Source organism: Psychrobacter sp. 1Y4 (assembly GCF_051847555.1).
This window is the reverse complement of the sequence record NZ_JBPYDE010001108.1, coordinates 1-529: the sequence shown is the minus strand read 5'-3', so window position 1 is coordinate 529 and position 529 is coordinate 1. Positions and strand designations below refer to the sequence as shown.

Genomic DNA, 529 nt, shown 5'->3' with positions numbered 1-529 from the left:
CCATGTCAGACTCAAAATAGAGATGGGTGCCATAAACTGAAACACAGAACCCATTTGGCCAGCGCTCACGGCAGATAGCCCTTTACTAACCAAAATAGAGGGCAAAAAACTAGCAACGGTATAAAACAGTAATGATTGCAGCCCCATGAAAATAGCAATCTGCCACGCAAAAGCCGTGCGCCACATCGAAATATCAGAGGCGTTTGGGTCTATCGAGACAACGGGTTGATGATTTGATGAGCCAAGACGCACACGCAAAAACAACCAAATCAATAACGCAAAAATACCCAAAATCGTCCAGCCACCCAGCGCCCATTGCCAGCCTACTTGCTCAGACAAAGGGAGGACGATGCCTGAAACTATCCCTGCGGTCACTGTCATGGTTAAACTAAACAAACCCGTAATCAGCGGAATATGTTGCGGAGTACGTTGCTTGATGACAGGCGCTGCTAAAGTATTAGCAAAGCCAATGGCTAGAGTCAGCAATAAAGTACCGATTAAAAACCCAGTCCACGTCGGGATAACGGTA

At 46.7% G+C, this 529-nt stretch carries 1 protein-coding gene; it reads right to left on the bottom strand.

The window, feature by feature from the left end:
* Window positions 1-529: MFS transporter (locus ACS8FC_RS20660; RefSeq protein WP_439298160.1), on the bottom strand; the 529-nt coding region annotated here is incomplete at both ends.